The organism is Variovorax sp. E3, assembly GCF_016082275.1.
GTDB lineage: Bacteria > Pseudomonadota > Gammaproteobacteria > Burkholderiales > Burkholderiaceae_C > Variovorax.
The window spans coordinates 19,565-45,740 of the sequence record NZ_MOWM01000051.1 but is presented as its reverse complement, the minus strand read 5'-3'; the positions used below and the strand labels follow the sequence as shown (position 1 = coordinate 45,740).

Genomic DNA, 26,176 nt, shown 5'->3' with positions numbered 1-26,176 from the left:
TCGCGAAGGCGAGCACCGCCGCCACCGCGACCAGGACCCACAGCAGCCCGTTGCCGCCGCCTTCGTGGGTGGGCGAGGCATGGGCCGGGGCGGCGGGCAGGGCGGACACGGTGTCTTCGGTCATGGCGCAGCAGGGGTCAGGTCGGAGGCGGCGGTCGCGTTCGCCATCGCGCCGCGCCGGTCGCGCGTTTCCGGCATGGCCAACGCAAACAGCATCAGTGCACAGGCCGCAATGCCCGCGAGCAGCACGAAGGCCGTGCCATAGCCCGCCACATGCGCGACCGTGCCCGCCAGCAGGTTGCTGAGCGCCGCTCCCAGCCCCACGCACGCCGCTGCGATGCCCAGCGCGAAGTTGAAGTGGCCGCTGCCGCGCGTGAGGTCGCCGATCATCAGGGTCAGCATCACGCCGAAGACGCCCGCTCCGATGCCGTCGAGCACCTGCAGCGACAGCAGCGCGGCCGGGCTGTCGGCCAGCAGATAGAGCAAACCGCGCACCGGCAGCACCGCGAAGCCTGCCAGGAAGATCGGCTTGCGCGCCAGCCGGGGCGCCCAGCGGCCGACCGCCAGGGCGATGGGGATGGTGACCAGCTGCGTGACGATCACCCCGCCCGAGAGCCACAGCGTGGCCAAGGTGCCGGCCCGGGTGCCGACTTTCTGCGCCACCAGCGTGAGCATGGCGGCGTTGGCCAGGTGGAACAGGAAAGCACACAGGAGCAGGACGACCAGGCGGCGGTCGTACCAGCGCCCCGGGGTGGGCGCGGCTTCGGCCTGTGCATCGGCGCCGCGTGCCAGCCGCGGGTCGACGTCGCGCGAACGGATCAGCATGGCGGCGACCACCGTCGGCAGCGCCATCGCCACCGCGTAGAAGAACATCGCATGCGGCCCGAAGGCGTGGCCGACCCAGCCGGTGCCCAGCGCCCACAGCACGGTGCCGCCCGCGGTGATGGCCGCGTTGCGGCCGACGCGCGCGTCCAGCCCCGCGCGGCCCACCATGCCCAGGCTGGTGGCTGCGATGGCCGGCGCCACCAGCGTGCCCGCCGCGCCGATGAGCGACTGGCCCGCCAGGATCACGCCGTAGCCCGGCCAGTTCGCCATGACCACCAGGCACGCCGCGATCAGCGCGATGGCGCCCGCGATCCAGCGCGGCTTGTGGCGCACGCTGTCGATCAGCGCGCCCGCCGGCGCCTGCACCACCAGCCCCACCAGCGCCGAGACGAACATCACGGTGCCGATGCGCTGCGGGTCCCAGGCGAGCGTGCCGGCCATGAAGACGATGAGGAACGGCCCGACGCCGCCCTGGATGTCGGGCGCGAAGAAGGCCAGCGCGTCGAGCGCGCGCAGGCTTCGGCGCGAGGGCGCCGGGGTGGTGCTGGAGGCGGCGGTGATCATGGCGGGCGGGCCGGAAGGATCAGGAAACCGGCATCGGGGCCGGCGGCGCCATGAGCGCAGCGGGTGGTGTCGGGCCGGCGCCCCGCCCACCACGGGGACCGCGTGGGCCACCGGGGCCTGCCGGGCCACCGGTTGCAGGCATGAGCCCGGGCCCGCCGAACACTTCGCGCACCGTGTCCGCGGTCGCGCCCAGGCCTGTCGCTTCCAGCGCCGTGCCCTGCGCGCCGCGCGTGCCCCAGCCACGCGCATGGAGCGGTGCGCCGGGTTGCAGCTGCGCGCCATACGCGGCGCCGACATGCGGCGGAAAGCGCACGATGGTCTTGTCGGCCAGCACCACGCCGCGCACGTCGCCGCGGTCGGTGTACAGCAAGCGCTCAATGCGCCCGGACGCCGACATGGCGTTGATCGCGCCGGGCTCGCGTGGCGCCGGGGGCGCCATGCCGGGCGCGGGCGGCTGGTCGGTCACGCTGCCGCCGTTGGCGCTGAGCGACTGCATGCGCACCACCGGCACATCGGGCGCACGCCAGCCGCTGACCTGCACCGTGTCGCCGGGCTTGAGCAGCCGCATCACCGCGGCCGAGAGGTGCGGCGGGAACGCCACCTGCGTGCCGTCGGCCAGCAACAGGCCGTCGGCCTCGCCGTCGGGGTTGAGCAGCCATTGCTGCACGCGGCCGGTGGTGACGGTGCCCGCTTCAAACGCTTGGGGCGCGGTAGGCGGTGTGGGCGGGATGGGCGCCGTGGCACCGAGCGGCGGCGCGGGCAGCGGCCCACGGGTTGGGCCGGCCGGCGGCGGCATCTGGGCGAAGGCGGCGCTGCCGGCCAGCAGGCAAGCCGTGGCGATGAAGGTGATGCGCGGTGTCATGGTTGGCTCCTGGTGTGGATGGGGATGCCCATGGACATCTCACACAACGTGCCAACCTGTGAATCCTTCGAAATCAACGACTTGCATGTGCCCGAACGACCTCGGCCGCATGATTCGGGGACACCCGGTGTCCGCTTTGCGGACAGCCGGCCCGGTGCCGCTCACTCCGGCTTACTCGAGCCCGTACTGCGTCAGCTTGCGGTAGAGCAACTGGCGGTGAATGCCCAGCCGGCGCGCGGTCTCGGCACGGTTGCCTTGCGTCTGCGCGAGCGCGTGGGCGATCATCAGACGCTCGAGCCTTTCGACGGCAGCGGGCAGTTCGCCTTCGAGCCAGTCGGCGGGCAGCGTGGCGGGGGTTGCGCGGGCAGGCGCCGCACCCAGCGCGATGGCCAGGTCCGCCTCGCCGATCACGCGGTGGCGCACCACCGCGTGACAACGCGCCATCACGTTGCGCAGTTCGCGCACGTTGCCTGGCCAGGGGTGGCTCAGCAGCCGCTGCGCCGCTTCGGCGGACAGCGCCTTGGGAGCCTCGGAGCCGGCCGCGCGCCGCAGGAAATGTTCAGCCAGCGGGATGATGTCGGCCAGCCGCTCGCGCAGTGGCGGCACGCGGATCGACAGCACGTCGAGCCGATACAGCAGATCTTCGCGAAAGCGCCCCTCGCGCACGGCGACGGCCAAGTCGCGGTGCGTGGCCGCGACCACGCGCACATCGACCTTCACCGTGCGGTGGCTGCCCAGCGGCGTGACTTCGCCTTCCTGCAGCGCGCGCAGGATCTTGGCCTGCACGTCCAGCGCCATGTCGCCGATCTCGTCGAGCAGCAGCACGCCGCCATCGGCCGCGCGAAAGCAACCGGCGCGCTCGCTCGTGGCGCCGGTGAAGGCGCCGCGCACGTGGCCGAAGAGCTCGCTCTCGAGCAGTTCCTTGGGAATGGCCGAGCAGTTGACCGCCACAAAGGGCCGCTCGGCGCGCGCCGAGTGGCGGTGCAGGGCGTGCGCCACCATTTCCTTGCCGGTGCCCGTTTCGCCGAGCACCAGCACAGGCATCGCGTTGGCGGCGGCCAGGCCGATGCGCTTGTGCACCTCGCGCATCGCGTGGCTCGGACCGATCAGCTCATCGCTGTCGTCGTCCGGAGCAACCGAAGAAGCTGAAAGGGAAGGGGAGGCCGCCGTGTGCTGCTGCAATGCCCGCGCGAGCACTTCGCGCACCGCTTCGCGGCTGATCGGCTTGGCCAAGTGGTCGAATGCGCCCAGGCGCATCGCCTCGATGGTGTTGCCGGCGCTGGAGAACGCGGTCAGCACGATCACCGGCGGCAGCCGCGCCAGGCGCGCCTGCATGGCCGCGAGCGTCTGCAGGCCGTCCATGCCGGGCATGCGGTGATCGAGGAACACGGCGTCGAAGCGCTCGCGCGATGCCGTTTGCACCGCTTCGGCGCCGCTGGCGACCGCGACCGTCCCGTGACCCAGACCCTGCAGCGTTTCGGCCAGCGTCTCGCGAAAGGCATCGTCGTCGTCGACGATCAGGAGATGCGCCATGGAAGCTCCAGTTCGAAGCGAGTGCCCGGTGACAGCGGCAGGTGATGCAACTCGCCGCCGTGCGCCAGCGCCACCTCGCGCGCGAGCGCCAAGCCCAGCCCGGTGCCGTCGGCGCGGCCGGTGGCAAACGGCTCGAACAGGCTGGCCTGCAGCGATTCAGGTACGCCCGGGCCGTCGTCGTCCACGCGGATCGCCAGGGTGTGCGCATCGGGCTGCGCCGCTGAGAGCACGACATGACCTTCGCGCGGCGCATGGCGCACGGCGTTGTTGAGCAGGTTGTCGACCGCGCGCGCCAGGTGAACGGGGTCGAACACGGCGCGCTCGGGCGTGTCGTGCCGCAGCGAGATCCGCACACCTGCCGCATCGGCCTTGACCGCCGCGGCGGCCACGCGCTCGTCGAGCCAGTGGCGCAGCACCACCTCCCGCGGCGCCAGGGTCACAGGCTGCACCAGCGCGAGCAGGCTCTGCACCAGGCCGTCGAGCCTGTCGATCTGCCCGACGATGGCCTGCAGCGCCTGGCCCTGGCGCTCGGGCGCGGCGGCCAGCGCGTTCTCGGCCTTCAGGCGCATCGTGGCAATCGGGTTGCGGATCTCGTGCGCGATGCCGCCCGTCATGCGGCCCAGCGCGGCCAGCCGCTGGTCGCGGCTGCGCTGCTGCGCGGCGTCACGCAGGTGGGCGCGGGCTTCCTCGAAGCGCTGGCGGTAATGGTTGAAGCCGTCGACGATGCGGTCGAGCTCTTGCACGCCGGTGCGCGGCAACTCGGGCATGGCACCCCCGTCGGCGTCGGCCCGCGCCAGGCGGCATTCCAGGCGCTGCACATGGCGCAGCCGCGCAGCAGGATGAAGCCGAGCCACAGGCCCGAGGCCAGCACCAGCACCAGCAGCACGCCCAGGCCGGTGCGCAGGCTGCCTTGTGCCGCCAGAGCGCCGCCGTTCGTGCGCGTCATGGTCCAGGCGGCCAGATCGTTGGCGGGGGTGACCAGCGGGCAGGCCGAGACGATCAGCGCCTCGCGGCTGCCGCGCACCACGTCGGTCTGCGGCTGCTGGGTGCGCGCCGCGAGCTGCGCCATTTCCACGATGAGCGGCTGCTCGGCCGCGGGCACATCGCGCTTGACGCCGCTGCCTTCGTAGGTGGGGTAGGCATAGGCCAGTTGTCCGCCGGCGGCCTGCCACACGCCGCCCTCCACGTGCGGCGCCTCGATCAGCGCCAACTGCAGCAGAACCTGGAGCAGGTCGACCTGGGGTTTGGCGGGAGAGACCGATGCGTCGGGTGTGGCCGACTTGGCATACCGCGCCGCGATGGCCCGGCACGACTGCTCGGTGGCGCTTCGCCCCGCCGCCACCTGTGCGCCCGCGCTGCTGCGGTACAGCGTGAGCATCACCACGGCCAGCGCGGCGCACATGCCGAACAGCAGGATCCAGAAGAAAAGAAGCTGGCCGCGAAGGGACTTCATTGGCGCGCTGCGCTGACACGCCTTGCGCAGGGGCGCCCGTGGAGAGGGGGCCGCGCATTCGCGGCGCGGTTCGCCGTTCGGTGTGGATTCATGGTGTCGAGGTCCGTGCGGAAGTGTATCGACGCCGCAGGGATGCCAGCCTGCGAAGCTTCCGGAAGACGCCCGCGGCTCGGTCGAACCGCGGGCTTCCCAGGTTGTCTCTTGCCGCCCGAACTCGCGTCATTGCTCACGGCGGTGTGCCAGCCGGTTCCTGCGCACCGCCGCGTCGCTTCGGAACGTTCAAAGTTTCAACAGCTCTTCTTTTTCAAGAGACGTTCGAAATTCGTCCGGCTTGGTATCCCGATGGGGTCCATCGGTTCTCTGTGAAGCTGCGGATCGTGGCGTGCGGTTGCGAACCAAGGTGCGTGGCGTTCGGGAGGGTGTGCGTCGCGCCGTCTTGCCGAAGAAGCTGGATGTGCATCTCGCAAGGCTGCGCGGTCGCCGTCGGCAAGAGAAGATCGCGAGTGGTCACTCGCTTCCATCGAGCGGACGACCGGCGGTCACGGTGGGCGAGCGCACCGCCACGCCGGTATCGGTGCAGCTTCCGCACGGCATGCGTTCAGCGCGCATCCGACCGGTGCCCGCGCGGGGGCCTCCGACCCCTTCAGCCGATGGCGGGATCGTGAACCTCCAAGTTGCGCAGCGTTCAACGCGTGATATCCCGCCCCCAAGCTTGGCAGGCGCGCGCGGCAGGGCCCGCGTTGCGCGGCATGAACGTCTTGCGCCAAGCCATGGCGCAAGGAACACTTTCGCCCGGTGCGCATGTCGCGTGCCGCGTTGGGCGCAGGTCCGCGGTCGGATCCACATTGTTTGGCTTCGCGGGGGCTCTGAGGCGCGCGCCGTGTCCCAGCGCTGTCGTTCTTGCGGCCATCGATGGCTCCATTCGTTGCCGCTCCTTTCGCCTTCCCTCCTGTCATGATCCGGTGCCGTGCCCTCCTTGCCGTGAGCTGCGGCCTTCTTCTCATCCTTGGAGCCTCCATGAACCATGCACTCGCAGGCCCGATCGGATACCTCGGGCCGGCGGGCAGCTGGACGCACCAGGCCTGCCTGGATCTGTTCGATGCGAAGGACCTCGTGCCGCTTTCGCGTGAGGCACTCTTCGCCGGCTATGCCGAGGGGCAGGTGGAGCGTGCGTGCGTCCCCGTCACGACCTCCGTGGTGGGCGTGACGCCGTACCTCGATGCGGTTCTCGCGCTGCCCCAAGTGACGGTCGTGGCCGAGTATCCTCGGATGCTTGGCTACAGCCTGCTGGCCCAGCCGGGCACACGGCGGGACGACATTGTGGAGGTCCACGCCCACCCCGTGGCGTTCGAGGAGGTCGAGCCATGGCTGGCGCGAGAGATGCCGCAGGTGCGCCGCGTGGCCGCGGCCAGCGGTGGCGCGGCCGCCCGGACCGTCTCGGACAGCGCAACGCGCGACAAGGCCTCCTTCGGCCCCCGGGCGGGGAGCACCGTCTACCCGCTGGTGTCATTGGTCGACGGCATCGAGGAAGGTCCGCACAACGTCACGCGCTGGTGGGTGCTGGGGCGGCAGATGCCGGCGCCGACTGGCCACGACAAGACCTCCATGGTGCTCGATACCTCGGACACCCAGCTCTCGGGCATCCTGGCGGCGTTCGGTCAAGCTGGCGTGCAGATTCTCACGATCTACGAGCGACCGAGCCGCAAGACGCTGGACACGCACCGCTACCTGATCGAGGTGGCCGGGCATGCGCGGCAGGGCGCGCTTGCGGCCTTCCTGGATGCGCATCGGGAACTGCGTGTGCTCGGTGCCTACCCGCGCCGGTAGAGCCGAAGACAGGCGGGCGGGCCCCAAGCGCATCGGATCGAGCGCGTTGGTTGCATGGACGCGCTGGCGCGGCGCCACCTTTTGCGCGACGTCGTTCCCGGCGAGCTGCGTGGAGTCCTTGAACAAGGGTTGTAGCGCACCGCGACCCGTGCCCAATGTCCCTGGCGAAGCTGCGCGCAGCCTGTGCCTGCGCACAGACCCATCCCGCCGGGCCGATTACCCTTGGGGGTCCCTTCGCCGCGCGCGCCGTCGCGCCCGCCTGGTCCGCTCAATGTGCTTCACAGGACGTCGACCAGAAACTCATGGATGGTGGCGGGGAACTGGGCATGAAACCGCTCTCGATCGAAACCGTCTGGGTCGGTGGCCGGCAGAAATCCGGGCCGCCGCATGCTGGCCGGGAAAGGCGTCAAGAAAGAATAGTGGCCTGCTCCGTCGACAACGATCAAATTGCGCAGGATCCCCTTGGGCAGCGCCGACAGCGCCTGTTCGATATTTCGCAGCGGGGTGATCTGATCCTGCGCGCCGGTGATGACCAAGATGGGTGATCTGACGTCGGCAAGCGACGCAGGCGCCAGAAACCAGTCCGTCGCTGGGGCCAGCAACACGGCGGCTCGAACCCGCGCATCGGCCTGCACCGCGATCGGGCTTCCTGTTCGGGACCATGGTTTCCCTCCCGTTGACGCCAGAACCGTATAGCCGCCCATCGAATGCCCGAGCGCGCAGATCCGCTGGCCGTCGGCTGCAGGCCCGAGGCACTCGTCCGAGAGCACGGTGTCGATGGCCAGCGATGCCTGGCGTGGGCGGTTCATGGCCATCGCATCCGTGTTCGAAAGCGAGCCGTCGTTCCGGTTGTCGCCGGGATGTTCAGGGCTCACGACGATAAAACCTTTCCTCGCCAAGTAGCTTGCAATGGAGCGATAGAGCAGATGGGAGCCACCGCCGCCATGCGAGATCACACACACCGGAAAGCGGCCAGGCGCGATCGGGGCGTCGAAGGTGGCGTTGAAGTGGTACGGCCCGATGGAGGCCCCGGTGGACGGCGCTTCGCTCGGATACTGGACGACAGCGGGAAAGGACGAGTCGCTCTGCGCGTCTCGTATCGTGATTTGTCGGATGCCTGATTCCATAGCGGGTGATTTGGCAGATGAAATACCGCTCGAAGAACGGCCGGTTCGACCACCGATCTGCGGCGCTGGCACCGGAACGCGGGACAGAAAGCGGTTGCTGCTCGCATTCTGCCGTGCCTGCCGGGTTCTAGAACGATCGCGGTGTCGGCCGCGGCCATAGCTCATCCCGACAAGGAACTTCGTGGATGGGAAGGTCTTGAAATCCGCGCGCCGTCACGTAAAAATTCGGGCAGGAATCTCCTGCTGCACACCCATCGAACTTTGAGAAAGGAGCTGATCATGTCTTCACGATTTGATTTTCCCGTCTCGGGGAACGAAGGGCGGATTCGCGCGCCGATGCGGCGAAGCGCGGGCAAGCCTCTCATGAGCCCGAAACAGATCGAGGCGTACCTTGTCGCGCGGGATGCAGTGCGCCGTATCCAGCGGGCTTCCTCGAAGCCTTTGCTGTCCGGCCCCGTTGGCGGCACCTGGGCCGCAGACCGTCGGACGCTCGAGTCGTAGGGGCGACCTCGGTGGGCAGCCTGCCTAGAACGGGAAGGCTGCCGGCAATTCGCAGACATCGCCGGACAAAAGCAATGCGCGACGCCTCGCGAAGCTCGCTTGCGCATTGCGCAGCTTCGCCCCGGGGGCTGGTCCTACGCACCCCCGCGCCGGAGGAGAAGCCGACCTGCGGGTGTTATTTCGTGCACCACCGCGGAATGGGGTTGTGATGCGGGGGTGGCGCGCCGCAGCGTCGCCGTGATCACGAGTGCGGCGCGAAGCAACTCCACCTGCTTGACCGCGCGAGGGTCCGTCACAGTAAGAGGCAGGGTCGCCCGCTCGATTTGTCGAAGGTAGGACAGTGGCATTTGGGGTCGGATCTGTTGCCTCGGGGATACTGAAAATGAGGCCCCGTGACACCTGTAGGTGAACATCACTCAAGGGTGAACGACCGCGACTCAAGCGCGGTATCCGCGCTGCCAGCACGCATGCACGCTGCTCGACCCCGACCACAAGCACGTGAAGAAGATGTTCTCGGCGTATGAAGAACGCGCCCCTTCGAAGGCCGTCTGACATCGAGTGCGTGACAGACAACCATCAGGGGGAGCGAAGCATGAAGGCTCCCGGTCGAGCCGCGCATCAAGCTCGGCAAATGCGTCAGGGCCAGTATTCTCAAATGCTCAAGCGCAGCGCTGCCAGGCGTTCTGCCCACTCGCGGGCTTTGTCCTCGTCGAAGAGCGGGCTGTCGGGATCGCCATAGATTTGTTCCGCCAGGGCCTCGATGCAGGGGCCTTGGCTGTCGCGGTTGTCGTCGCAGTCGTCGAGCGCGGCGCCGGTGAGCAGCCAACGCTCGGCAGCGGCGGCATCGTGCGTCGCGCCTTGTCCCCGAAAACGCATCAGGCCCAGCTCGTAGCAGGCCCAGCCCTGCAGGCACTTGCCCTCGTCTTCCGCCAGCTTCTGCAGCGCGTAGATGGCTTCGGCATGGAGGGCGTTCACTTTCGCCTCGGCATGGCCCTGTTCGGCCAGCGCCAGCGCGTGCTGCCGCAGCGTGCTGCCGACTTGCAGCGTGGCATCGGTGTCGCCGGCTTCTTCGGCGCGGCGAAAGTAGTCGATGGCGCGCTCGAGATCGGGCGCTCCGGGTTCACCGAGCTTGTGTGCGATGCCGAGATTGAAGAGCGCCATCGCGTTGTTCTGCCCGGCCGCCACCTCGTAGTGCCTCACGCCGCCTTCCAGGTCGCGTTCGCCGCCCAGCCCTTCGTACAGCACGAAGCCGAGCTGGGCCTGCGTGGCCGCGTCGTCCGCGCCGCCATTCGCAATGGCGTGCAGCAGCCAGGCGCGCGCCATGACGGCGTCGCCACCGAGGCCGGCCGTGTCCGTGCGCAGCATCGTCGCCAGCTCGCGCATGGCCTCGGGCAGGCCGTCGGGCGATGCGGTCGCGGGTGCGTCGCCGGGCTCGCGCACGCCGGCGGCGCGCGCCATCCAGCGCAGGGCTTCGAGCGGATCGGCCTCGACGCCCTCGCCGTCGCGCAGATGGCAGGCCAGCTCGTAGGCGGCCCGCATGTCGCCGGCGGCATGGCGCGCGGCCATGTGCTCGGGGTGCGATTGCTCGAGGCCGTCGGCATGCAGCCAGACGTACACGTCGCGGTCGTTGCGCGCGGCCTTGACCGGCTCGCCGGCGCTCCAGCGCTTGCGCACCTCCGAGCGCACCAGCACCGAATACCAGCCGTCGTTGACCGACACCGGCGTGGCGATCCACGGATAGGCCTGCGGGTGCAGCACGGTTCCGTCGTCGCGCAGCACGCCCACGGCGAGCTGCCCTTTGGCGGCCTTCGCGGCGCGCGGCAGCGGTTCGGCGACCAGCCAACCGATGTCCTGCGTGCCCCACGTCAGCGGCAGGAGCGTGCGGTACTTGCAGGGCACCAATTCGCGGCCAGCGGCAACGTCGTAGATGCCCCGCAGCCACGGCGCGTTCTTTGCCTTGCGGCCGCCCTTGGAGGCCACGCGCACCAGGTCGCGCTCGACCATGGCGTGCGCGCGCTCCTCGCCGGTCAGCGGTTCCAGTGTCTCGAACAGGCCGTAGTCGAAGGGCACGAGCACGCGGCCCAGCGCATCGACCAGGCCGCACTGGCCTTCGGCGCGTTCCACGGCAAAGCGCTTGGGCCGCGGCGCCTCAGGCTCGCTTTCATCGCCTTCGGGTTGCAGCAGCTGGACGGGATATTCCTCGAGCAGTTCGATCTGCTCGTACACCGGCTTGAGCACGACGCGGCCTTGCGCATCGAGCAGCCCGGTCTTTGCGTCGCGCGTGGCTTCGAAGGCCTGCCAGTCGAAGCGCCACGAGAGGAGGTCGAAGCCCGGCGGCACGGCCCATTCGCCGCAAGCGCGCACCAGCCCCCAGCCGCCCTCGTCGGCGCGCGCGGGCGCAAGGCCGAAGGGCGTGAAGTCTTCGGCCTCCTGGAATCGGGGCTCGATGACCCATTGACCCCGCAGGTCGACATAGCCGATGCGATCGCCCACGCGGGCGCGCACCATGCCTTCGACAAAGCTCCAGACTTCGTCGACCGAGGGCTTCAGCAGCCAGCTGCCGTCGGTGCGCAACAGGCCGATGTCGGCACCGACCATGGCCGTGGCGATGTCGCCCTCGAAGTCCCAGTCCTGGTCGAGCTGCGGCTCGAGCAGCACGCGCGGCGCATCGGCGTCGGCCAGCAGCAGGCCGGAGCGCCCGTCCCGCGTGATCCAGAGCAGGCGCGCATCGTCTGCGCCGGCGTGGCGGATGTCGTCCCACGCGGGGTCGACCACGGTGATGCGCCGGCTGCGATCGCCGTTGTTGTTGTGGTTTTCGTTGTCTTCTTCCGCAATGCGCATCACGCCCCAACGGCCGTCGGCCTCGAAACGCCAGAGGTCGCCGGCCAGGTGGTTGCCGTAGTCGGGGCCGTCGTCATCGTCTTCTTCGTGGGGCTCGAAATCGGCAAAGCGCTCGTCGCGCGGCGGCTCGTAGCCATCGAAGTACGGATGCGAAATGCTCCCCATGCCGAAGTGCCAGGCCCAGGTCTCCCAGTCCGAGAAGCGCTGGATGCCGAGCGCGGCATCCACACCGGGATGATTGCCGCCGGCGATGCAGCGCCGCACCTGGGCCCATAGCTCGTTGCACTCCCGGCGTTTGCGTTCGATGAAGCTTTCGGCATCGGACTCGCCGCCCAGCCAGGACAGTTCGTCGAGGTTGGCCGAGATGCGCGGAGAACTGTCCTCCGGCGCCTCGTCGATCAGTTCGGCCAGGTGCAGCGCCAAGGCGTCGAACTGCAGCGCGATTTGCGGCAGCGTGTGCAGCATCGGATGCCGTTCGACGAAGGCCTGCAGTTGCCGGATGCGCGCGAGCGCGGCATGCGCATCGCTGGCGAGGTTGTCGGTGTCGGCGTCGCCGAACACTCGCTGGTGGTCGATGGCCTGGCCGGCCTTCCCATCGGCCAACAGGATCTGCCAGAGAACAGGAAAGTTGTTGTTGGCATCTGCGATTTCGGTGGCCGATGTTTCCTGTTCCTGGTCTTCTTCGTTTTCATCGCCGTGGCCGGCATCGGGAGAGCTGTGTTCGAAATAAAGCCAGGAGCGATTACCCATGTGTGGTCGGTGCGTGTGTCGTCCATGACAAAGGCCATGGTTGGGTGCAGTTTAGAGGCGTGCCGCACTCGCATGACAGCCGGCGGCTGCATCGGGAATTGTGTGGTGGTCCGGCGGATGGCTGGCGGCGATGCGCAGCGGCCATCCGCTTGCGATGAAGGACTCGCTCGATTGCCAGGATTTCGCCGACCAGGAACTTCTGCCTGGCGACCCGATGTGGTCATCGCACGGGCATGGCTTCATTCCCAAGGCAGGTCACGGCCCTGAGTTCACCCGCCGTGCCTTCGCGCGCTGCGCATACGAAGTCTGAGCCGACCGCATCAAAAGCGTTCTGCCGGCGGCAGTGCGGCTGTCTGGCGCGGAGCGCAGGACGTTTGGCCCGCGGTGGGCGAGGGCGGGCTAAGGAGCGCGTTTTGCCACGCGATCCGTGCCGCCCCGATGCAGTATCAACTGCGTCGGGTTGTCTTGGCCTTCGCCATCGAAACTCACGGTCGCATCGAACGCCGTGTAGAAGAAGCTGCGGTTGCTTCCGGCAAACAATTCAAATCGCTCCTGCCCCGTCGCCTGTGTAAACAGGCGGTTTCCTTGCCTGGAAACCTGAAGCGCGAAATCGGGCGTGAGCACGTACGTTCCGACCAGCCGATCCAGCAGTTGCTGATCGACACTTATCCGTTGGTGAACTCTGGGCTTGTATTCCGGCCAGTCGTATTCTGCCGCGATGCTGTGCAGCAGCTCGAGTATCAATGGCCCGGCGCCGCTCCCGTTGGTCATGATGACGGCGCCGTCTCCATTCTCAAAAACGACCATCTGGCTTACGAACCCATCGTTGACGCCACCGTGCAGGATGCGCCGGCTGGGTGAAACGCCGCGAACGATGAGACCAAGACCGTAGTCGCCCAGGCCCGGTTCGAGCATCTGTCGGGCGATGGATCTGGATAGAACAGGCGTATCCCGCCCGCTCCAGGCGGCGACGACAGCCAGTGCGAACCGGGCGACATCGCCGGGGGTCGTCCACAAGCCGGCAGCGGCCAGTTCGGGATAGATGTGCGGCCCTTCGGGAACCGGCTCTCCCGCCGTGCGATAGGGCGTCGCAGCGAGGTCGGCAAGCTTCTTCGGAAGCGGCTGGGCGAAGCTGCTGTGCACCATCCCGAACGGTTTCAAGACGCTGTCCTCCAGCAGCTGGGGAAATGGCTGGCCGGTGGCGTCGACAAGCAGTTGCTGAACGACGGTGTAGCCGCCGCCGGAATAGTTGAATCGCGCGCCGGGTTCACTGTTCACCACGATAGCTGCGGTGTTTGCGGGCGGCGTTCCGTCGAGTACTTCGCGCAGGGACGGGAGCGGATCGGTTGCCGAGTAGCCTGGAAAGCCGGAGACGGAAACGCCGGCCGAATGGCTCAGCAACCGTCGCAGTGTGACTTTTTCAGTGAACGAGTTGGCCGGGATTTTCCAGCTCTTGAGGTAAAGGTTGGCGTCGGCATCCAGGTCGAGCTGCGTGCCTGAACCAACATGAGCGCGGCGAGGGCCGTCACCGGCTTGCTGATGGAGCCGGCCTGGAACAGAGTGTCTGCCGTCACGGGTTCGCCGCCGACGGCCGCCACCCCGAACCCATGCGACACGATCGTCCCGCCATGCATGATGGCGATGCTGACCCCCGGGACGTGGAGCCGCTGCATCCGGTCGGCGAGCGTCATCGGCGGCTGGCCAACAAGGAAGTTTGCAGCGCGCAGGCCGTTTGCAATCCGCTCTATCCGTTGCGCGCCATCGCTGCCTGCATTGGAAGGCCTGTTGTCCTCGGCACACGCGTCGGGAAGCCCTGGGTTGCCTGCCATGATCGCGAGAAGGACGCATCGACCAGCGCGACGTGCAAACGATGCGCTGGCCTGGCGACTGTTGCGGGACATGGCTCTATGCTAGCCCTGTTCGGTTTTCACGAGGCGCCAGCTGAGGTGGTTTGCGCCCCCACGCACGGTGGCGGATCGAGCGAGCGCAACGATGGGCCATCGCCAAGCGGCCACTCATCGGAGTCGGCGTCTCGCGGTTCGATCAAGCGCTGACAGCACGCACGCCAGTCACGGTATCCGAGTCACCTGGACGGTGAGATGGTCCGCAGCACATCGCTGAACACGCCGTACTGCACCTTGAATGCCTGCGGGCTGTAGTCCTGGTAGTAGCCTGCCGTCACCGCGACGACGAGATCGAACTCGGGCACGATGCGGATCGATTGCCCGCCTCGTCCGAGCGCACCGATCCAGCGGACTGTTCTTCGGTGCGCTCTGGCGTGGCCGCTCCACCAAAGGTAGCCGTAGTCCTGGTCGTCCGTTGCCTTGATCAGCGACGCGGTGGAAGCGTCGATCCAGCCCTGCGACACGATCTGGCGTCCATCCCAGCGGCCGCCCGCCAGCACGAGCTGTCCGATCTTCGCCATGTCCCGCGGACGCATGCGAAGGCCTCCGCCGGCGTCGCTGTCCCTGCCCATTCGGCTCCATTCTTCGCCCGAGATGCCCAGGGGCTCCAGCAGGCTCGCTCGCGCGAACTCGTCGAGCGCACTGCCGGTGGCCCGATGCAGGATCGCTGACACAAGCGCCAGCGCGCCGGTACTGTAGAAGAACTGCTGGCCAGCCGCCGCCACAGCTCGGCGGGTGAGCACGTAGCGGCACGGATCGCCCGAAAAATACATGCGCGTTTCGTCGTTCGCGAGATCGCCGGTCGCGGGCGTCGACTCGATCCATTCGAGGCCGAGCGTCATGCTGAGCGCGTGCCGCAGCAACAGGCCATCCGATTGCGGCGTTCGCAGGTCTGCGAGTTCGGGGAAGAAGCCAAGGATCGGCTCGTCGACGCCATGGATCAGCCCCCGGTCGATCGCGATGCCGACGGCGAGCGACGCGACACTCTTCGTCGCTGATTTCATGGCATGGCGCGTGCCGGCGTTGAAGACGACGTTCTCCACACGGCTGCCGAAAAAGCTCGTCGGCACCTGATCGCTGCCCTGGAGGTAGCGCTCGAAGACGAGCTTGCCGCGATGCACGACAAGCACGGCGTGGATGTTCGCGCCCGAAGCCGCAAGCCGATCGGCCATCTTGCCGAGCGCGTTGGTGTCAACCAGCTTGTCGTCGTCGTCCGCGGCTGTGTTCCAGCCGCCGTCTGGAGAGGTTGTCGCGGCGAAGCCTTCGAGCGGATGGGCGCGAACTGACTCGCCGTGCGAGGCAAGCGCAGAGCCGGCAAGAACCAAGGCGAACTCACGGCGTTTCATGGCACGTCCACGGCGGAAGGTGCGCCGATCATAGGCCGCGAAGTAACTGGATTAGCTGATCTCGGCAGGGGAGGAGCCAAGGGTCGGCGAGGAAAGCCTCGACAGGACTGCGGTGCGGCAGACATCCAGAATTTCATCGGCGAGTGGCGAGTCGTCGGGACACGCCCGTGACAGCACTATTGCGCCGATGACCTGAGCAATGACGTCGATCCGCTTGGCACGCGCGTCGCCGCGCTGCTCGCCTTCCTCTGGCGCGCTGCACTGGTTTGCCAGGTTCGCCAGCAAGCTTTCAACGCCGGCCGCAAAAGCCGTCTTGATCGACTCCGTCTGACGCGCAGCGTCTCCGCACAGTGCGGCCATCGTGCAACCGTCGCCCGGAGCGTCGCGGTGCTCACGGGACAAGTAGTGCTTGACGAACTCCGTCGCATCGACGCCTTCGGCCTTCGCCGCCGTCTGCGCAAAACCGCATGTTGCCGCTTCCGCCATCAGGTCGGCCTTGGATCCGAAGTGTTTGTAGAAGCCGCCATGGGTGAATCCCGCGCCCGCCATCAAGTCCGCAATTCCCACCCCGTCATAGCCTCGCTCGCGAAACAGCGTGGAAGCCGTCTCGACGATGTGTGCCCGGTTCGCCTGGGCCTGCGCTTTGGTGACCTTCATGTCCAGGATCTCTCTAGATGTGCCTTCAGTGAAGTCATGAATATACATTGATGTCAGTCATCATCAAACTCTTGACAATAAAGATGATGATTGACATCATTAGGCTGACCAACAACCTTTTCGATCAAGAGAAAACACATGACATCTCATTCCACTGTTCTCATCACGGGCGCCTCGAGCGGCATTGGCGCCATCTATGCCGACCGCTTCGCACGCCGCGGCCACGACCTTGTGCTGGTGGCACGCGACAAGGCGCGGCTGGAAACGCTCGCTGCGCGGCTGCGCGAGGAAACCGGCGCTGCCGTCGATACCCTCCCGGCCGACCTGACCCAGCCCGGCGATCTGGCCGCAGTCGAGATGCGCCTGCGCGAGGACACCAGGATCGAAACCCTGATCAACAACGCCGGGGCTGCGCTGTCCGGTCACTTCATCGACCAATCGACAGACGATGTCGCACGCCTGGTCAGCCTCAACACCACCGCACTCGTCAGGCTGGCGAGCGCCATCGCCCCACGCCTGGCGCAGGCCGGCCAAGGCGCGATCGTCAACATCGGCTCGGTGGTCGGCCTGGCGCCCGAGTTCGGCATGTCGGTCTACGGTGCAACCAAGGCCTTCGTGCTGTTCCTGTCCCAAGGGCTGAGCCTGGAACTCGCGCCCAAGGGTGTCCATGTGCAGGCGGTGTTGCCAGCCGGAACCCGTACCGAGATCTGGGAGCGCGCGGGCATCGACAGCAGTGCGATACCTGATCTGATGGGCGTGGAAGAGCTGGTGGATGCCGCGCTGGTCGGATTCGACCGCCGCGAACTCGTGACCATTCCGCCGCTGCATGACGGCGCGCACTGGGAGGTGCTGAACGCGGCACGCCAGAGCCTGATCGCAGACATCCGGCAGGCGCATGTGGCAGCGCGCTATCGAGCCGCCGTCTGAAACCGCAAGAAGCGCCACAGCGCAAGGGACAGCACATGACATTCAAGGCACTGCTCGCCAGCAAGACCGGCGACACCATTTCAAGCAGTCTGGTCGACTTCGAGCACGAGGATCTGATGCCGGGCGATGTCACCGTCGCGGTCGAATATTCGACGGTGAACTACAAGGACGCGATGGCGCTCGGCGGCCGGTCACCGGTCATTCGCCAGTTTCCGCTGATTCCGGGCATCGACCTTGCCGGTGTCGTCGAGTCGTCGAACTATCCCGGCCTCGTCGCCGGCGACCGCGTGCTGGCGACCGGCTGGGAACTGAGCCAGACGCACCACGGCGGCTTTGCGCAGAAGGCGCGGGTGAATGGTGATTGGCTGGTCAAGATCCCGGAAGTCTTCTCGACCCGCGACAGCATGGCCATCGGCACCGCCGGGTTCACCGCCATGTTGTCCGTGCTCGCGCTGGAGCATGGCGGCCTGACGCCCGGGCATGGCGACATTCTGGTGACCGGCGCCAATGGCGGCGCCGGCTCCGTCGCGATCGCACTGTTGTCGGGGCTGGGCTATCGCGTCATCGCATCGACCGGTCGCCTCGACGAAGCCGCTTACCTGCATGCGCTGGGCGCGGCGGACGTCATCGACCGCCGCACCCTGTCCGAAGCGGGCGCGCCGATCGCTAAGGAGCGGTGGGCCGGGGCCGTCGATTCGGTCGGCAGCCATACCCTGGCGAACGTCCTGGCGCAGACCCGGTATCGCGGCGTGGTCGCGGCCTTCGGCCTCGCACAGGGCGCGGACCTGCCGGCATCCGTGCTGCCTTTCATTCTGCGCAACGTCACCCTCGCCGGTATCGACTCGGTCAATGCGCCGCAGCCTGTGCGGCTGCAGGCGTGGTCGCGTCTGGCCAGTGACCTGGATCTGGAAAAACTGGCACGGACCACCCGGGTGATCGGCCTGGCGGAGGTGCCTGATGTTGCCAGCCAGGTCCTCGCAGGGAAGGTTCAGGGGCGCACCATCGTCGATGTGAACGCCTGAGCGCCCACACACACGATGACGACGACCTTGACCCCTCCCGACCGGCACCCGGTATCGGGCATGCCCTACATCCACACCCCCACCCGGTCGATCGATGTCGACGGGACTGCATTCGCTTACCGTGACCTGGGGCCGCGCAGTGGCGTGCCGCTGCTCCTGCTCAACCACTGGGGCGCAGTCCTCGACAACTTCGATCCGCGCATCGTCGATGGGCTTTCCCGCCGGCATCGCATCATTGCCATCGATTACCGGGGTATCGGCGCCTCCGGCGGAACGGCGCCCGTGACCATCGATGCGATGGCACGAGATGCGATCGCACTGATCCACGCACTGGGTTTGGAGAAGGTCGACCTGCTTGGCTTCTCCCTCGGGGGATTCGTGGCACAGGACATCGTGCTGAAAGCCCCCGGCTGGTGCGCCGGCTCATCCTGACCGGTACGGGGCCTGCAGGCGGCAAGGGCATCGACCAGGTAGGAGCGGTCTCCTGGCCGCTGATGGTCAAGGGCTTGTTGACGCTGCGCGATCCGAAGACCTACCTGTTCTTCACCTCTACGGCCCATGGTCGTCAAGCCGCCAAAGCCTTCCTGGCGCGACTGAGGGAACGCAAGGCGGATCGGGACAACGGGCCGACGCCCAGTGCCTTCCTGCGACAGTTGAAGGCCATCAAGGCCTGGGGCCAGCAGGCGCCGCAGGATCTGGGCGGCATCCGCATCCCCGTGCTGATCGCCAATGGCGACAACGACATCATGGTGCCCACCGTGAACAGCCATGAGATGGCGCGTCGCATTCCCGGCTCACAACTGGTCATCTACAAGGACGCCGGGCATGGCGGGATTTTCCAGTACCACGGCGAGTTCGTGCCCAAGGCGCTGGCCTTCCTCAATGACTGAACAATCAAAGAACTCTGGAAAAAGTCCCCCATGAAAGCTTTCATCATCGATCGCTACGGAAAGAAAGAAGTTGGCCGCATCACCGAGATGCCCGACCCCGAAGTCCGAGACGATGACGTCCTGATCCGGATCCATGCGGCGAGCGTCAATCCCCTGGACTCCAAGATCAAGGGCGGCGAATTCAAACTGATTCTTCCCTACCGCGTCCCGCTGATTCTGGGCAACGACGCGGCCGGAACGGTCACGCGCGTCGGCGCCCGCGTTCGCGATTTCAAGCCCGGTGACGAGGTATATGCACGGCCTGACGACGATCGCATCGGCACCTTCGCCGAGTTCATTGCCGTCAAGCAATCCTCTGTGGCGCTGAAGCCCAGGAATCTGAGCATGCTCGAGGCTGCATCCCTTCCTCTGGCGGCCTTGACGGCCTGGCAGACGCTGGTCGAAACGGCCCAGCTGAAAAAGGGGCAGAAGGTGCTGATCCATGCCGGCTCCGGCGGCGTAGGCACCATCGCCATCCAGCTGGCCAAGCATCTCGGAGCGGTCGTGGCCACGACCACCAGTACGGCCAACATCGCCTGGATGAAGGCCTTGGGCGCGGACGTCGTCATTGACTACAAGCAGCAGGACTTCGCCGCGGTGCTCAGTGGCTACGACGTGGTGCTCAACAGCCTCGGAAACGACGAGCTGAACAAGTCCCTCCAGGTTCTCAAGCCGGGCGGGCATCTCGTCTCCATCTCCGGGCCGCCCACCCCGGTGTTCGCCGCCGAACGAGGACTGGCCTGGCCGCTCCAACAGGTCATGCGCATGCTCAGTTTCGGCATCAGGAGGAGGGCAAGGAAGAACGGGGTCGAATACACGTTCGTCTTCATGCGGGCCGATGGGGCGCAGTTGCGCGAGATCACCGCCCTCGTCGAATCTGGCGCGATCCGCCCGGTCGTCGACAAGGTATTTCCGTTTCAGGACACCCACAAAGCGCTGGCCTACGTAGACGGTGGACGCGCCAAAGGCAAGGTCGTGGTGCAAATGCTGTAGCCGGCGCGCTCACCTCGCAGCGGCGGTTCGCATCGCGGGTGGCGGCTCAAGTGCCTGGCAAGCCGCGATTCGAGTTGCCGAAACGAAGAGGGCGAAGCGCTCGCCGGATGGCGACGACCGCTTCCCATGCTGAAGTGCCCGGGCACCAGGCTTGCGGCCATCAGACCTATGCGAGCCCGTCCTTTGCTGTTTCTCGTACCGTCAGCAATGCAAGCAGGCTGAAGATCGCCGCCGCGATCAGCAGGATGGCGGGGGATTTCAAGTTGCCGGTGGAGGCGATCAAGCTCGTGGCCACGTACGGTGTCACACCCCCTCCGAGGATCGCGCCGATGTTGAAGCTGAACGCCATTCCCGTGTATCGAATGCGCGTCGGAAATTGCTCCGCGTAGGTCGGATAGCCGACCGATTGCACGATAGGCAGAGGCAACGCAATGACGAACATGGCCAGTGCCGCCAGGCCGATGCTCTGCTGATCCATGAGGACCATCATGGGCCACACCAGAAGCATGTAGCCCAGAAAGCCGATGCTCAAGACCCGGCGGCGCCCCCATCGGTCCGAAAGGCCACCCCAGAACGGCATCAGAATGGCCATGGCCACGCCGACCGCGGCCATGATCCAGTAGACGGTCGTCTTGTCGTACTTCAGGTAAGTGGTGAGATAGATGTTCATGAACACCAGGCCCACCCAGTAGCCGACGTTCTGGCCGAACGCCAGCGCCGTCACTTTGAGCACCTTCGCCGTGTGCTGGGTCAGCACCTCGCGCAGCGGGGCCTTGGTCGGTTCGTTGTGGGCCTGGAATTCCTGGAATGCCGCGGATTCCTCGACCCGGCGCCGAACCGCGGTCGACACGATAACCATGGGGATCGCAAGCAGAAACGGAATTCTCCAACCCCACTGCTGCATCTGGTCGGCGCTCAACAGGGCAGAGGTCAGTCCGCAGGCAGATGCGGCCAGCGCGCCGCCCACTGCAACGCCCACCGGCGTGAAGGCGCCGTAGAAGCCCCGTTTGCCGGAAGGCGCCGACTCGGCCACGTACGCGGCGGCGCCTGTGACTTCGCCACCGGCGAAGAAGCCCTGCACCAGGCGAATCGCCAGCAGCAGGACAGGCGCTGCGATGCCCACGGTCGAAGCCACGGGCAAAAGGCCGATGGCCGCGGTCGCAACGCCCATGCCGATCACCGTGACGAGCAAGATCCCGCGTCGGCCGATGCGGTCACCCAACCGTCCCAGCACAATGCCGCCGATGGGCCGCATCAGGAATGCGCTTCCAAACACCGCAAGAATGGCCAGAAGCGATGCCGTTGCATCAGTGCTCGGAAAAAACAGAGGACCGATGGTTGCGGCCATGTACCCGTAGACACCGAATTCGTAGTATTCAATGGCCGTTCCTACCGACGCGGCAAGTGCTGCCTTGCGCGCAGTCGCCCGGGCAAGAGGGGCGGCCGCATCGCCGGAGGAGGAATGCGTCGCCCGCGTGCTCGACCCATCGGCCGAGTCCATCGTGTGAGAGGTGTTCATTTTTGCTGCGTCAGGTGGGGGGAAGGAATCCAGATGGCCCGAGAGAAGGCCGCAGTTCGCCTCGGGCGACGGCGTGCGTTGCCCGTTTCGAATCGATTCAAGACAGCCGAAGGTGTTGTCCGGCGCAGGCGCCGGATGACCCTCCCGGCGCTACAGGGTCAACTGAGAACGAAGCGCGCGACCACGGTGTCTTCTTCGAGCATTGCCCCCTCTTCGAAGAAGAGTTCGGCGACAAATCCCGCCGCGGGCGCCTGCAGCGGAATCTCCATCTTCATGGACTCCATGATGGCGATGTCGTCCCCGGCGCACAGCAGTGCGTTGGGTGCGGCAACGATCTTCAGGAGCGTGCCTGCGGTGTCCGTACGAATCTCGATTTCTTTGCTCATGCATGGGCTCCAGAGGGGGTGGGGGAAACCGGTCGAAGGGCGACGGCGCTTGAACCCGGAGGGCGAATGGAAACGCCCTCGGCTTGGAGCGCCTGCCGGATTGCGCGCGCGAAGTTCGCCGCATCGGGTTGGTCGCCGTGGATGCACAGCGTGTCCGGCCGCACAGGCACATCCACGCCGTTGATCGACCTCACCACGCCGAAGCGAACCATGCGAAGCACCTGTGCCACGGATTGCTCGATGTCGGTGATCATGGCGCGCGGGTGTGCGCGTGGCGTCAGGGTGCCGTCGTCCTGATAGCTCCGATCCGCAAACACTTCTTCCGCCACGACGAGTCCCGCATCCCGGGCGCTTCGAACAAGATCCGAGCCCGCCAGGCCGTAGAAAACCAGCGCCGGGTCGACGGCGCACACCGCATCGGCAATCGCGCGCGCCATGGCTGAATCGCGTGCCGCCATGTTGTAGAGCGCGCCGTGCGTCTTGACGTGAGCCAGGCGAGTTCCCGCGGCCCTGCAAAAGGCTTGCAGCGCGCCGATCTGGTAGAGCATCAAGTGGTACAACTCGTCCCGCCCCAGTTGCATCGGGCGACGCCCGAACCCCTGAAGATCCGCGAACCCGGGATGTGCGCCGATCGACACGCCACGGGCTCTTGCGAGCTCGACGGTCGTGGCGATGGTCTGCGGGTCTCCCGCGTGCATGCCGCAGGCACGTTGGCGGAGGTCACGTGGTCCAGCACGGCAGCGTCATCGCCGAGCCGGTAGACCCCGTAGTTCTCGCCCACGTCGCTGTTGAGGTCAATGGACGCCACGGCCTGCCTCCATCATGCGGAAGATCTCGCCCTGCACAACCGCGAGCTTTTGTGCCGCATCCAGCGTGATCCACTCGAAGCGCAGTTCATCGCCGGCCATGACTTGCGCCAGGCGCGGCAGATCGACAGTCGCGACGTTCGCGATGCGGGGGTACCCGCCCGTGGTCTGGCGATCCGCCATCAGCACGATGGGAAATCCGTCCGGGGGGACTTGAACGGTCCCGAAGCTCACGGCTTCCGATTGCAGTTCCAGCGCCTGCAACAGGCGCAGGGGTTCGCCTTCCAGCCGGTAGCCCATGCGATCGGAACGCGGACTGACGCGAAAAGCCTGCTCGGCCATCGCCCGGTGCGCGCAGGGTTCGAACGCCTGCCACTCCCTGCCCGGAACGATCCGAAGCGGCGTGCCCGACGGACGCTGCACTTCCTTCGGAAACATGAAACCGTTCGCGTCGACGGACGGAGTTCCTGTTGCCGCAGGGCCGAGCGCAATGCGATCGCCCTTTTGAAGCGGACGGCCCTGGGCGCCGCCGAAGCCACCGCGAACGTATGTGCTTGTGCTGCCCATGACCGGCTGCAGTGCGTAGCCACCAGCGACTGCGATGTATGCGCGCAGCCCGCTTGCGCGCTTGCCGAAGGACAGCAGGTCGCCTGCAGCCACCGAGACTTGCGTGCCAAGCGGCAGGGTATTGCCACCCAGCGTGGCGCTCAGGTCTGCGCCGCACACCGCGATGACGGCAGGCGCCTCGAACTTCAGTGTCGGTCCCAACAGGGTGACTTCGAGCGTGGCTTGGGAGGGGGCATTCCCGACGAGCATGCAGGCCAGCCGATGCGAGCGTTCGTCCATGACGCCGGAGACCGGAATGCCATTGTGCTGGTGGCCGATGCGCCCCAGATCCTGAAAGGTCGACAGCGCGCCGGGCTTGAGGACTTCGATCGTCATCACTTGGCCTCCATGGCTTCAAACTCTTCCACCGAGATGGGAACGAAACGAATGCGGTCTCCCGCCGCCAGCCAACACACGGGGTCGCGGCTCAGGTCGAAAAGCATCAGCGGGGTTCGACCGATCAGGTTCCATCCGCCCGGCAGGCTCAATGGATAGATCACGCTCTGGCGATTCGCCAGCCCCACGGAGCCGATCGGCACGGCCGTTCGGGGTTGCGCACGCCTCGGCGGCGCCAGTCGTTCGTCGAAGGTGCCGATATAGGGGTGGCCGGGCGCAAAGCCGATCATCTGAACCTCGCGTCCGCGCTGGTATGCAGATCGATCAATTCCCGGGGTGTCAGCCCGCACGCCTGCGCCACCGACGTGAGATCGGGGCCGTGCTCGCCGCCATAGCAGACGGGAATCTCGACGATGCGCGTGGCAACCGAACCGCGGCATTCGAACCCATCGAGCACCGCCCGGACCTGGCGTGCCGCGGCCTGGTAGGGCGTTTCGTCCTGCGTCGACAGGCACCGGATCGACTCTGGCCGGTAGTGAATCCCGACGGTGGTCATCGCGGACACGATGTCCGTCACGCCCGGGATGCCTGCTTCGCGCAACGCGGCCGCGGCGGCCGCCGACCACCGGCTGCTGGCGCCGGGACCAACCGGGCCAAGCTCCACCACAAGACAGCTGTCGCCCGCAGGTGCCATTCGCCAAGGCCCCTCTTTTTCGGAGAGCGTTTGCTGGCCGCTCATGACGCGGCTTTCGGCAAGACGCTATCACCCGCAAGCTCGCTCATGCCGGCGAGCAGCGTCTGCTTTTCCCGATCGACAAAATTCGTGTCTACCGTGCCGGCCTGGAAGGCGGCATGCCGGATGACTTGCTGCAGGAAGCTTGTGTTGTGGCGAATGCCCGCTATGTCGATGCCCCGCAGGGCCGCGTCCATCCGCTGCAGTGCTTGGGCACGCGTGGGCGCCGCGGTGATGATCTTGGCGATCATCGGGTCGTAGAACGGACTGATCGAGTCCCCCTGGCGCACACCGGTGTCCACGCGCAGGCCATCGATGCCAGCGGGCAAGGCAAATCGTTCGAGCAGGCCAGGCGATGGAAGAAAGTTCTTCAACGGATTTTCGGCATACACCCGGCACTCGATCGCCGCGCCGTGACGGTGAATCGCCGCTTGTGGTGTGCGTTCCAGGGTTCCGGCGGCCAGGAGAATCTGATCGCGCACCAGGTCCCGGCCGGTCACGGCTTCGGTGACACCATGCTCAACCTGGATGCGGGTATTCATCTCGAGGAAATAGAAGGCTTGGCTCTGCGCGTCCAGGATGAACTCGACGGTCCCGGCTCCGCGGTAGCGCTGGCCCGCGGTCAGCGATACGGCGCAAGCGAGCATCCGCTCGAGTACGTCGGGTGCCAGGTTGGGCGCGGGGCTCTCTTCCACGATCTTCTGGAACCGTCGCTGCACCGAGCACTCGCGCTCGAAAAGGTGGACAGCGGTGCCGTCGCCGTATCCAAAGACCTGCACTTCGATGTGCCGGGCGCGCGGCACGAAGCGCTCCAGATAGATCGACGCGTCGCTGAAGGCCTTCAACGCTTGCGACTGGGTCGACGAAACGGCCGCCGCCAGGCCGTCGGGCGAGTCCACCCGTTTCATCCCGATGCCACCACCGCCACCGGCCGCCTTGACCAGCAAGGGGTAACCCACGCGCGCCCCCTCCAACGCCAACAGCTGCGCGCTTTCGCCAGGAAGAAATGCACGACTGCCTGGGAGAACCGGAACTGCGCACTGGTGAGCGATGCTTCGCGCCCGGTGTTTGTCGCCCATGTCCTCGATGGATTCGGGCGTGGGGCCGATCCATGCAATGCCATGGCGCTGCGCAGCCCTTGCGAAGGCGGTGTTTTCGGAAAGAAAGCCATAGCCCGGATGCACGCCCTGAGCCCCGTGCTGCAGGCCAGCCTGGAGAACCGCATCGACATTCAGATAGCTCTCGCTCGCAGCCGCCGGACCGACGCGAACCGCGAAGTCGGCCATTTCGCAGTGCAGCGCGTCGGCATCCGCGTCCGAATGGATTGCGATGGTCTGGATATCCAGCTCGCGCGCCGCCCGGATGATGCGGCAAGCGATTTCGCCGCGATTGGCGACCAAGATTCTCTTCATACTCTGGCTCCTGTTTCGGTGGGTCGAAACGGTGATCGGCTCACATGTGATCCGCAAGAGACCCCACGGTGCGGCGCCCCGGTGCACAGCAAGAACATCGCGGGAAGCCCGCGCTCATGCGTTGAAACCGCCTGGTGACACCTCGCATGTATTCGTCGTTTTTTCAGCGTTTCTTCTTACTGAAGCGACGAAGTTTATGAATGAAGAACATCAAAGAAAAACAATATAAATTCGTGCTTGGTACGGAAAATTTCGATGAATGGCCACTGGCGACAGGTGGAATTTCATCGATGAGTGATTGACCCGACGATCGATAT

The 26,176-nt window shown here is 66.6% G+C and carries 21 protein-coding genes and 3 pseudogenes; 7 read left to right on the top strand and 17 right to left on the bottom strand.

All coding sequences use genetic code 11. From position 1 onward, the window contains the following. Positions 1-120 precede the first annotated feature (120 nt). The 5 genes from BMG07_RS18960 to BMG07_RS42405 all read right to left on the bottom strand — a co-directional run bounded on the left by BMG07_RS18960 (position 121) and on the right by BMG07_RS42405 (position 5,237). A complete protein-coding gene (locus BMG07_RS18960) occupies positions 121-1,389 on the bottom strand; it encodes an MFS transporter (RefSeq protein ID WP_198085862.1) in 1,269 nt (422 codons plus the stop codon). A 19-nt stretch (positions 1,390-1,408) separates the two neighbouring features. Further along, a complete protein-coding gene (locus tag BMG07_RS18955) occupies positions 1,409-2,251 on the bottom strand; it encodes a hypothetical protein (RefSeq protein WP_198085861.1) in 843 nt (280 codons plus the stop codon). Between the two features lie 171 nt (positions 2,252-2,422). Further along, complete coding sequence (locus BMG07_RS18950) at positions 2,423-3,784, bottom strand: sigma-54 dependent transcriptional regulator (RefSeq protein ID WP_198085860.1); 1,362 nt, start codon at positions 3,782-3,784, stop codon at positions 2,423-2,425. Beyond that, on the bottom strand, positions 3,769-4,353 hold the full coding sequence (locus tag BMG07_RS42410; RefSeq protein WP_269759160.1) for a sensor histidine kinase KdpD: 585 nt from the start codon (positions 4,351-4,353) through the stop codon (positions 3,769-3,771). The genes BMG07_RS18950 and BMG07_RS42410 overlap by 16 nt, the downstream gene beginning before the upstream one ends. Positions 4,354-4,394: 41 nt before the next feature. Next, a complete protein-coding gene (locus tag BMG07_RS42405) occupies positions 4,395-5,237 on the bottom strand; it encodes a hypothetical protein (protein WP_269759157.1) in 843 nt (280 codons plus the stop codon). A gap of 1,017 nt (positions 5,238-6,254) precedes the next feature. On the opposite strand from BMG07_RS42405, the gene BMG07_RS18940 reads away from it, so the two are divergent. Then, on the top strand, positions 6,255-7,064 hold the full coding sequence (locus tag BMG07_RS18940; protein WP_269759156.1) for a prephenate dehydratase domain-containing protein: 810 nt from the start codon (positions 6,255-6,257) through the stop codon (positions 7,062-7,064). Positions 7,065-7,342: 278 nt separating this feature from the next. Here the strand turns inward: BMG07_RS18940 and BMG07_RS18935 are convergent, their stop codons facing one another. After that, positions 7,343-8,191 carry an alpha/beta fold hydrolase gene (locus BMG07_RS18935; RefSeq protein WP_198085858.1) on the bottom strand — a complete coding sequence of 283 codons (849 nt, stop codon included), beginning with the start codon at positions 8,189-8,191 and terminating at the stop codon, positions 7,343-7,345. A 141-nt stretch (positions 8,192-8,332) separates the two neighbouring features. Here BMG07_RS18935 and BMG07_RS18930 point away from each other — a divergent pair, with 141 nt between their 5' ends. After that, complete coding sequence (locus tag BMG07_RS18930) at positions 8,333-8,692, top strand: hypothetical protein (protein WP_198085857.1); 360 nt, start codon at positions 8,333-8,335, stop codon at positions 8,690-8,692. Between the two features lie 651 nt (positions 8,693-9,343). On the opposite strand, the gene BMG07_RS18925 is transcribed toward BMG07_RS18930, so the two are convergent. Next, on the bottom strand, positions 9,344-12,283 hold the full coding sequence (locus tag BMG07_RS18925) for a WG repeat-containing protein (protein ID WP_198085856.1): 2,940 nt from the start codon (positions 12,281-12,283) through the stop codon (positions 9,344-9,346). Positions 12,284-12,413: 130 nt separating this feature from the next. On the opposite strand from BMG07_RS18925, the gene BMG07_RS18920 reads away from it, so the two are divergent. Next, entirely contained in the window at positions 12,414-12,593 is a 180-nt protein-coding gene (locus BMG07_RS18920) for a hypothetical protein (protein WP_198085855.1), read from the top strand. Positions 12,594-12,682: 89 nt separating this feature from the next. On the opposite strand, the gene BMG07_RS18915 is transcribed toward BMG07_RS18920, so the two are convergent. The 4 genes from BMG07_RS18915 to BMG07_RS18905 form a co-directional block, all read right to left on the bottom strand. Beyond that, the gene (locus BMG07_RS18915; RefSeq protein WP_307867012.1) at positions 12,683-13,726 is read right to left on the bottom strand and encodes a serine hydrolase; all 1,044 of its coding nucleotides are present in this window, start codon (positions 13,724-13,726) and stop codon (positions 12,683-12,685) included. Next, on the bottom strand, positions 13,678-14,184 hold the full coding sequence (locus tag BMG07_RS42400) for a serine hydrolase (protein ID WP_269759155.1): 507 nt from the start codon (positions 14,182-14,184) through the stop codon (positions 13,678-13,680). The genes BMG07_RS18915 and BMG07_RS42400 overlap by 49 nt, the downstream gene beginning before the upstream one ends. A 182-nt stretch (positions 14,185-14,366) precedes the next feature. Next, positions 14,367-15,533 (bottom strand): serine hydrolase, encoded by a 1,167-nt coding sequence (locus tag BMG07_RS18910; RefSeq protein WP_198085853.1) that lies wholly within the window; start codon positions 15,531-15,533, stop codon positions 14,367-14,369. 51 nt (positions 15,534-15,584) lie between these two features. Then, on the bottom strand, positions 15,585-16,190 hold the full coding sequence (locus tag BMG07_RS18905; protein ID WP_198085852.1) for a TetR/AcrR family transcriptional regulator: 606 nt from the start codon (positions 16,188-16,190) through the stop codon (positions 15,585-15,587). A 138-nt stretch (positions 16,191-16,328) separates the two neighbouring features. On the opposite strand from BMG07_RS18905, the gene BMG07_RS18900 reads away from it, so the two are divergent. The 4 genes and pseudogenes from BMG07_RS18900 (at position 16,329) to BMG07_RS18885 (ending at position 20,061) form a co-directional block, all read left to right on the top strand. Next, entirely contained in the window at positions 16,329-17,117 is a 789-nt protein-coding gene (locus BMG07_RS18900; protein ID WP_198085851.1) for an SDR family oxidoreductase, read from the top strand. Between the two features lie 35 nt (positions 17,118-17,152). Further along, positions 17,153-18,139 carry an MDR family oxidoreductase gene (locus BMG07_RS18895; RefSeq protein ID WP_198085850.1) on the top strand — a complete coding sequence of 329 codons (987 nt, stop codon included), beginning with the start codon at positions 17,153-17,155 and terminating at the stop codon, positions 18,137-18,139. 60 nt (positions 18,140-18,199) lie between these two features. Beyond that, positions 18,200-19,029, top strand: a pseudogene (locus BMG07_RS18890) (alpha/beta fold hydrolase). 30 nt (positions 19,030-19,059) lie between these two features. After that, on the top strand, positions 19,060-20,061 hold the full coding sequence (locus BMG07_RS18885) for an NADP-dependent oxidoreductase (protein WP_198085849.1): 1,002 nt from the start codon (positions 19,060-19,062) through the stop codon (positions 20,059-20,061). Between the two features lie 166 nt (positions 20,062-20,227). On the opposite strand, the gene BMG07_RS18880 is transcribed toward BMG07_RS18885, so the two are convergent. The 6 genes and pseudogenes from BMG07_RS18880 to BMG07_RS18855 form a co-directional block, all read right to left on the bottom strand. Continuing rightward, positions 20,228-21,580 carry an MFS transporter gene (locus BMG07_RS18880; protein WP_269759154.1) on the bottom strand — a complete coding sequence of 451 codons (1,353 nt, stop codon included), beginning with the start codon at positions 21,578-21,580 and terminating at the stop codon, positions 20,228-20,230. Between the two features lie 158 nt (positions 21,581-21,738). Then, positions 21,739-21,966 (bottom strand): acetyl-CoA carboxylase biotin carboxyl carrier protein subunit, encoded by a 228-nt coding sequence (locus BMG07_RS18875; RefSeq protein ID WP_198085848.1) that lies wholly within the window; start codon positions 21,964-21,966, stop codon positions 21,739-21,741. Continuing rightward, positions 21,963-22,774, bottom strand: a pseudogene (locus BMG07_RS18870) (LamB/YcsF family protein). The gene BMG07_RS18875 and the pseudogene BMG07_RS18870 overlap by 4 nt, the downstream one beginning before the upstream one ends. Next, entirely contained in the window at positions 22,761-23,714 is a 954-nt protein-coding gene (locus BMG07_RS18865; RefSeq protein ID WP_198085847.1) for a biotin-dependent carboxyltransferase family protein, read from the bottom strand. Before BMG07_RS18865 ends, BMG07_RS18870 begins: the two are co-directional and overlap by 14 nt. Next, positions 23,714-24,453 (bottom strand): annotated as a pseudogene (gene pxpB / locus BMG07_RS44955) (5-oxoprolinase subunit PxpB). The gene BMG07_RS18865 and the pseudogene pxpB overlap by 1 nt, the downstream one beginning before the upstream one ends. Further along, complete coding sequence (locus tag BMG07_RS18855) at positions 24,450-25,859, bottom strand: acetyl/propionyl/methylcrotonyl-CoA carboxylase subunit alpha (protein WP_198085846.1); 1,410 nt, start codon at positions 25,857-25,859, stop codon at positions 24,450-24,452. Before BMG07_RS18855 ends, pxpB begins: the two are co-directional and overlap by 4 nt. Positions 25,860-26,176: the final 317 nt, after the last annotated feature.

Coding starts and splice junctions, on each gene's coding strand:
- BMG07_RS18940 (WP_269759156.1), top strand. CDS start 6,255: ATGAACCATGCACTCGCAGGCCCGATCGGATACCTCGGGCCGGCGGGC.
- BMG07_RS42400 (WP_269759155.1), bottom strand. CDS start 14,184: ATGTCCCGCAACAGTCGCCAGGCCAGCGCATCGTTTGCACGTCGCGCT.
- BMG07_RS18955 (WP_198085861.1), bottom strand. CDS start 2,251: ATGACACCGCGCATCACCTTCATCGCCACGGCTTGCCTGCTGGCCGGC.
- BMG07_RS18895 (WP_198085850.1), top strand. CDS start 17,153: ATGACATTCAAGGCACTGCTCGCCAGCAAGACCGGCGACACCATTTCA.
- BMG07_RS18875 (WP_198085848.1), bottom strand. CDS start 21,966: ATGAGCAAAGAAATCGAGATTCGTACGGACACCGCAGGCACGCTCCTG.
- BMG07_RS18865 (WP_198085847.1), bottom strand. CDS start 23,714: ATGACGATCGAAGTCCTCAAGCCCGGCGCGCTGTCGACCTTTCAGGAT.
- BMG07_RS18960 (WP_198085862.1), bottom strand. CDS start 1,389: ATGATCACCGCCGCCTCCAGCACCACCCCGGCGCCCTCGCGCCGAAGC.
- BMG07_RS42410 (WP_269759160.1), bottom strand. CDS start 4,353: ATGCGCCTGAAGGCCGAGAACGCGCTGGCCGCCGCGCCCGAGCGCCAG.
- BMG07_RS42405 (WP_269759157.1), bottom strand. CDS start 5,237: ATGAAGTCCCTTCGCGGCCAGCTTCTTTTCTTCTGGATCCTGCTGTTC.
- BMG07_RS18855 (WP_198085846.1), bottom strand. CDS start 25,859: ATGAAGAGAATCTTGGTCGCCAATCGCGGCGAAATCGCTTGCCGCATC.
- BMG07_RS18905 (WP_198085852.1), bottom strand. CDS start 16,190: ATGAAGGTCACCAAAGCGCAGGCCCAGGCGAACCGGGCACACATCGTC.
- BMG07_RS18950 (WP_198085860.1), bottom strand. CDS start 3,784: ATGGCGCATCTCCTGATCGTCGACGACGACGATGCCTTTCGCGAGACG.
- BMG07_RS18935 (WP_198085858.1), bottom strand. CDS start 8,191: ATGGAATCAGGCATCCGACAAATCACGATACGAGACGCGCAGAGCGAC.
- BMG07_RS18910 (WP_198085853.1), bottom strand. CDS start 15,533: ATGAAACGCCGTGAGTTCGCCTTGGTTCTTGCCGGCTCTGCGCTTGCC.
- BMG07_RS18900 (WP_198085851.1), top strand. CDS start 16,329: ATGACATCTCATTCCACTGTTCTCATCACGGGCGCCTCGAGCGGCATT.
- BMG07_RS18880 (WP_269759154.1), bottom strand. CDS start 21,580: ATGAACACCTCTCACACGATGGACTCGGCCGATGGGTCGAGCACGCGG.
- BMG07_RS18920 (WP_198085855.1), top strand. CDS start 12,414: ATGCGCAGCGGCCATCCGCTTGCGATGAAGGACTCGCTCGATTGCCAG.
- BMG07_RS18885 (WP_198085849.1), top strand. CDS start 19,060: ATGAAAGCTTTCATCATCGATCGCTACGGAAAGAAAGAAGTTGGCCGC.
- BMG07_RS18925 (WP_198085856.1), bottom strand. CDS start 12,283: ATGGGTAATCGCTCCTGGCTTTATTTCGAACACAGCTCTCCCGATGCC.